General features: G+C 72.4%; 6 protein-coding genes. 3 read left to right on the top strand and 3 right to left on the bottom strand.

Translation table 11 applies throughout. The features are described 5' to 3' along the window. Positions 1–186 precede the first annotated feature (186 nt). Positions 187–1,059 carry a Bax inhibitor-1/YccA family protein gene (locus ACJA3G_RS27685; RefSeq protein WP_406555764.1) on the top strand — a complete coding sequence of 291 codons (873 nt, stop codon included), beginning with the start codon at positions 187–189 and terminating at the stop codon, positions 1,057–1,059. A gap of 132 nt (positions 1,060–1,191) precedes the next feature. Here the strand turns inward: ACJA3G_RS27685 and ACJA3G_RS27690 are convergent, their stop codons facing one another. Beyond that, a complete protein-coding gene (locus tag ACJA3G_RS27690) occupies positions 1,192–1,422 on the bottom strand; it encodes a DUF4287 domain-containing protein (RefSeq protein WP_406555765.1) in 231 nt (76 codons plus the stop codon). A 134-nt stretch (positions 1,423–1,556) separates the two neighbouring features. On the opposite strand from ACJA3G_RS27690, the gene ACJA3G_RS27695 reads away from it, so the two are divergent. Together ACJA3G_RS27695 and ACJA3G_RS27700 are read left to right on the top strand one after the other, a co-directional pair. Next, the gene (locus ACJA3G_RS27695; protein WP_406555766.1) at positions 1,557–1,880 is read left to right on the top strand and encodes a hypothetical protein; all 324 of its coding nucleotides are present in this window, start codon (positions 1,557–1,559) and stop codon (positions 1,878–1,880) included. Positions 1,881–2,109: 229 nt separating this feature from the next. Continuing rightward, positions 2,110–3,465, top strand: coding sequence for a hypothetical protein (locus ACJA3G_RS27700; RefSeq protein WP_406555767.1), 1,356 nt, complete (start codon positions 2,110–2,112; stop codon positions 3,463–3,465). A gap of 16 nt (positions 3,466–3,481) precedes the next feature. On the opposite strand, the gene ACJA3G_RS27705 is transcribed toward ACJA3G_RS27700, so the two are convergent. Beyond that, a complete protein-coding gene (locus tag ACJA3G_RS27705) occupies positions 3,482–4,273 on the bottom strand; it encodes a hypothetical protein (protein ID WP_406555769.1) in 792 nt (263 codons plus the stop codon). Between the two features lie 345 nt (positions 4,274–4,618). Further along, positions 4,619–5,839 carry an acetyl-CoA C-acetyltransferase gene (locus tag ACJA3G_RS27710; protein ID WP_406555768.1) on the bottom strand — a complete coding sequence of 407 codons (1,221 nt, stop codon included), beginning with the start codon at positions 5,837–5,839 and terminating at the stop codon, positions 4,619–4,621. Positions 5,840–5,963 lie beyond the last annotated feature (124 nt).

Here is a 5,963-nt window from a genome sequence, read left to right on the forward strand (position 1 = left end):
CCGCCCCGGACACCCGCTTCCGGCCGCCGCCATCCCGACGCCGCCCGTGGCACTCTTGTGACCGCGAACCCCCTGGTGTATGTCCCGCCTGGCGAGGAAAGATCCTCCCAGAGCACTAGGGTGATTGTTTTGCTTTCCCATTACCCTTGACAACAAGGTCGCACACGGCGGCCATGGAGGAGTGAGATGAGGAGCAGCAACCCGGTCTTCTCGCGACGGGGGTTCAGCCGCGACAACGGCTACGCCGGCTTCAACACCGCGCCGCAGGCCGGGGGCAACCCGTACGCGCAGGCACCGACGGCCCCGCACGGCACCAACCCGTACGCGACGAATCCCTACGCCCAGCAGGACACGCAGTACGGCGCCCCCCAGGCCCCGGCCGGCGGCAACGTGATGACGATGGACGACGTCGTCTCGCGCACCGCGATCACGCTGGGCACCGTGGCCATCGCCGCGGTGCTCGCCTGGACGCTGCTGCCGGTCTCGTCGACCAGCTACGGCCTGGCGTTCGGCTCGGCTCTGGTGGCGTTCGTGCTCGCCATGATCCAGTCGTTCAAGGCGAAGCCCGTCCCCGCGCTGATCATCGGTTACGCGGCTTTCGAGGGCGTCTTCCTCGGCGTGATCAGTGAGATGTACAACGAGCGCTGGTCCGGCGCGCCCTTCCAGGCGGTCCTGGGCACGCTGGCGGTGTCCGGCGCCACCCTGTTCGCGTACAAGCAGCGCTGGGTGCGCGTCACCGCGCGCTACGCGCGCATCGGTATGACCATCGCCATCGCCTTCGTCCTGGTGACGATGGTGAACCTGCTGGTGGTGGCCTTCGGCGGGGCGGACGGCGGCGGCCTGCGCAGCTTCGGCCCGCTCGGCTTCGCGGTCGGCGTGCTCGCCATCCTGATCGGCTGCTTCTTCCTGACGCTGGACTTCAAGCAGATCGAGGACGGCATCACCTACGGCGCCCCGCGCGAGGAGTCGTGGCTGGCCGCCTTCGGTCTGACCATGTCGCTCGTCTGGATCTACCTGGAGATGCTGCGTCTGGTGGCGATCCTCCAGGGCGACGACTGACGCCCGCACCGCACCGAGCAGGGGCCCGTCCGGCAGCAGCCGGGCGGGCCCCCGCGCGTTCCGCCCGCGGCGCCCGGACGGCACTGCGCCCCGCCGGGGGTTGCGGCGGGGCGGAGCACAGGGGGTTCCTTCCTAGGTCAGGCGGCGTGCGGCCCGCCTCAGGTCGTACTCGTGGATGATCGCCTTGGCGTGTCCGTACGCGAGGTCGTGCTCGCTGCGGAGCCAGCTGACCTTCTCCTCGAACCTCACGAGGGAGGGGCCTTCATCGACGGTGCGGAGCCAGTCGGAGACTTCACGACCGGTGCAGTGGGGGATGCGGGAGAGCAGGTTGCGATGGGTTTCTTCGGAGAAGAGTTGGGACATCGGCGCCTCCGGACGCATTGCCTGGGGGTCCCCTGTTCGGGCGGGGCCGGAACGCGGGGGATGGTCCTTCCCGTCACCGTGCCTGAGCGTGGGCGTATTGGCAACAGTCCCGGGACGGCGCGTAGGGTCGCGGCGTGCTTGATGTGACCCCGCTCCTCGCCGCCGTGGACCGCTTCGCCGACCGTCTGCGCGCCGCGCCCGAGAGCCGTCTGCGCCGTGGCGCGGCGGCCGAAGGACTCGCCCTGGCCAGGGAGTTGTCGGCCCGCGCCCAGCGCGCCGAGACCCCCGGCGCCGAGCCCCGCGTGATGCCGGACGCGGGGGCGTTCGCGGTCGCCGACCAGGTGTCGGTGGCGGGCCGCGACATGGCCGAGGCCCTGCGCACGGGCGCGGCCCCGGCCGAGGGGCTGGCGGAGGCGGTGGGGCTGGTGGAGGCGGCGGCGCGGCGGGCGTTCGGCTAGGCGTTCGGCCCCGCGCCGTGGTCCGGCGCCCCGTTCACGCGCCGCGCGGCCAGCTCGTACGTCGTCTCCCCGTGCACCGGTACTCGACATCAGCCATGGTCGTCAGCTCCGTTCCCCGACCGGTCTCTCCTGCCTCTACGCAACCGCATGAGCACGCAGAGCGGTACCGTGGGAGGACGGTCGGAGCATGAAAGCCATGAACGCCACGCGCGCCAACGGGAGTTGAGGCATGGCCAACCGGACACGTACCCCCAACGAGGGCCTGGACCGTCTGCTGGAGCAGGCCGCGTGGTCCCGCTCCCAGCTCGCGTCGGCCGTCAACCGCTTGGGCGCGGAGGCCGGGCTGGAGCTCCGCTACGACCAGTCGGCCGTGTCCCACTGGGTCGGCGGGACCGTTCCCCGGCCGAAGGTCAGACGGCTGATCGTCGAGGCCTTCTCCCGCAGGCTCCGCCGCACCGTGACCCTCGCGGAGGCGGGCCTGCCGCCCGCTCCGGCCGACCAGGCGCCACCGGGCGTCGGCACCGTCGAGGAGATCGTCGATCTGGGCAGGGCCGACATGGACCCGTCCCGCCGGGGCGTCGTCACCGCGGCCGGGCTCTTCTCCGCCGCCCTGGCGGTGCCGCTGTTCTCCGAGAGCGCCCGGGCCGCGGAGGCGGCGCCCGTGTCGCCGGGCAAGCAGACCGTCCGGATCGGCGCCGGGCAGGTCGAGTCGGTGCGCAGGATGACGGACAAGATCGCGGACATCCTCGACGAGCTCGGGGGCGGACACGCGCGGCCCATGGCCGCCGCCTTCCTCGTCAACACGGTGGTCCCGTGGCTCCGCGCCGAGGCCGCCGAGCCGGTCAGGAAGGACATGTGGGCGGCGGCTGCGGACCTGGTCTACCTCACCGGCTGGATGGCGATGTACGAGCGGGCGCACGGCACGGCACAGACGTACTACCTCAAGGCGCTGAAGCTGGCCGGACGGGCCGAGGACCACGTGACGTACTGCCGCACGCTGCGCGGCATGAGCCTTCAGGCGTCGAACCTCGGCCACGGCCCCCTGGCGCTGAAGCTGGCCGACTCCGCCGCCGAGGCGGCGCCGCAGGCGGGCCCCCGGCTCCTGGCGTTCCTCACCGGGCAGCAGGCGCACGCGACAGCCATGGTGGGCGACCACCGGCGGGCGCGGAGCCTGCTGGCGGCGACGGAGTCCGCGCTGATGAAGGCGGACAACCGGCGGGAGGCGATCGGCGGGTACGACCAGTCCGCGTACGCCTTCCACGTCTCCCACGTGCTGTACGAGGCGAAGGACCTCCCCGGCTCCATCAGCGCCCTGGAGCAGGCCCTCGGGGCGCAACCGGCCAACGAGCGGCAGGGCAGGGTCCACTTCAACGCCGTGCTCGCGCAGCGCCGGCTGGAGTACGGGCACCTGGACGCGGCGTGCGACGCGTGGGCGCGCTTCCTGGAGGACTACGAACACGTCTCGTCCGCCCGGGGCGACGAGCACTTCGACACGATGCGGCTGCGGCTGCGGCCGTACCGGAACGCCCGCGCCGTGCGGCAGCTCGCGCCCCGCGTCGCCGAGGTCGCCGCGCTGAAGGGGTAGCCCGGCAGCGCCGGACCTACAGCGACGCGATGACCCGGTCCGCCAGGATGTACACGCTCTCCTCGCCGCACGAGAACGTCAGCGCGTACGCCCCCGAGATGCCCGAGCCGCCCAGCAGCACCGGGGCCTCGCCCTCGCGCAGGGCCTCGGCCAGGCGTTCGGAGGTCTCGCGGTGGCCGGGGGTCATGCACAGCGTGGTGCCGTCGGCGAAGACGTAGACGTCGAGGGTGCCCAGCGGGCCCGGGCGCACGTCCGCCAGTGCCGTGCGGGCCTCCGCCAGCTCCTCCAGGCGCGCGACCGTGGACTCGTGGTCGGCCACGACCGACGTCTGGACCGGGACGAAGTCGGGGTGCGAGGGATGGCGGCGGCGGGCCGCGGCCAGCTCGGGGGAGTCCTCGGGGAACTCCTCGTACGGCTCCGGGGACAGCTCCACGCCCTCCAGACCGACGAAGTCGGCCTGCCGGGGGAGGAACAGGGAGGCGTCCTCCCCGAGGCCCGCGAGGCCGCCCAGGAGCGACGGGGCGTCCGCCGCGTCGCGCGCCTCCTGCGCGGCCCAGAACGCCCGCGCCTCGGCGAGCTCGCGCTCACGCTCCTCGGCCAGCGCCTCGACGACGGCCGCGCGTATCTCGGCGACGGCGGTCTCGCCGCCGCGCGCCTGGTGGGGCACGGTGGCGGCCGGACCGGCGTTCGTGGCCGCGAGGTCGGCGCGCAGCGCCACGACCTGTCTGCGCAGCCCGTGGGCGGCGTGCAGGGCAGCGGCGCCCACGGCCGTGGCGGCGGCCGTGGTCAGCAGCAGGGCAAGAGACATGGCGCTCACTGACTTACTCCCGGATTCAAACGATTCCCCGACTTCCTACATCAGCTTGTCGGGTACCCGCTCCCCGTGTCAGTGCATTACGTCACGAATTGGACAGGTCTTTGTGCCTGGGGTTTACCCCCGTGACCCCGGTGACCTGCGGGAATGCCTCTCCCACGGGACGTACGTCACATCCTGGGGGAGATTCGGTCACGAACCGGCCGCGGTGCCGGGCGAAGCGGTCCCCGGGGCGCTGCCGCCGCCCGGGCATCCGCGATGCCCGGGCAGCAGCGTAGGGCTTCCTCGGCCCGGCCGCGCGCCGACGCGGGCGCGTTCCGCGTCCGCGTCGGCCTCCGGTCAGCTCAGCCGCTCGATGACCATGGCCATGCCCTGGCCGCCGCCCACGCACATCGTCTCCAGGCCGAACTGCTTGTCGTGGAACTGGAGGGAGTTGATGAGCGTGCCGGTGATACGGGCGCCGGTCATGCCGAAGGGGTGGCCGACGGCGATGGCGCCGCCGTTGACGTTCAGCTTGTCGAGCGGGATGCCCAGGTCGCGGTAGGACGGGATGACCTGGGCGGCGAAGGCCTCGTTGATCTCGAAGAGGTCGATGTCGTCGACGGTGAGGCCGGCGCGCTTGAGGGCCTGCCGGGAGGCCTCGACCGGGCCGAGGCCCATGATCTCGGGCGAGAGGCCGGTCACGCCGGTGGAGACGATCCGCGCCAGCGGGGTCAGGCCGAGCTCGCGGGCCTTGGTGTCGCTCATGATGACGAGGGCCGCGGCGCCGTCGTTGAGCGGGCAGCAGTTGCCGGCGGTGACCATGCCGTCGGGGCGGAAGACGGGCTTGAGGCCCTGGACGCCCTCCACGGTGACGCCGGCGCGCGGGCCGTCGTCCTTGCTGACGACGGTGCCGTCCGGGGTGGTGACCGGGGTGATCTCCCGCTCCCAGAAGCCGTTCTTGATGGCTTCCTCGGCGAGGTTCTGCGACCGGACGCCGAACTCGTCCATGTCCGCGCGGGTGACGCCCTTGGCGCGCGCCAGGTTCTCGGCGGTCTGGCCCATCGCGATGTACGCGTCCGGGACCAGGCCGTCCTCGCGGGGGTCGTGCCAGGAGGCGCCGGCCGACTCGGCGGCGGCCGCGGTACGGGCCTCGGCCTCGGCGAAGAACGGGTTGTGGGTGTCGGGCATCCCGTCGGAGGAGCCCTTCACCGACCGCGACACCATCTCGACACCGGCCGAGATGAAGACGTCGCCCTCGCCCGCCTTGATGGCGTGCAGCGCCATCCGGGAGGTCTGGAGCGAGGAGGAGCAGTAGCGGGTGATGGTGCAGCCCGGCAGGTGGTCCATGCCCATCTGCACGGCCACGATCCGGCCCAGGTTGTGGCCCTGCTCGCCGCCGGGCAGGCCGCAGCCGAGCATCAGGTCGTCGATGTCGCGCGGGTCGAGCTCGGGGATCTTGGCGAGCGCGGCCTGGATGATGGTGGCGGTGAGGTCGTCCGGCCGCAGATCCTTGAGCGAGCCCTTGAAGGCGCGGCCGATGGGGGAACGAGCGGTCGAGACGATCACGGCTTCGGGCATCACGGCTCCAGAGGCTAAGCGGGCGGGCTCCCTCGGAAGTTACCCGTACGTACGGAGTTGGTCATCGGTCGGCGCGTGTGACACGGGCCTCTTTTCTAAGCGGGCGCTCAGCGTGGGTGGGGGG

The sequence above is a fragment of the Streptomyces sp. YS-3 genome, assembly GCF_045257485.1.
Taxonomy (GTDB): domain Bacteria; phylum Actinomycetota; class Actinomycetes; order Streptomycetales; family Streptomycetaceae; genus Streptomyces.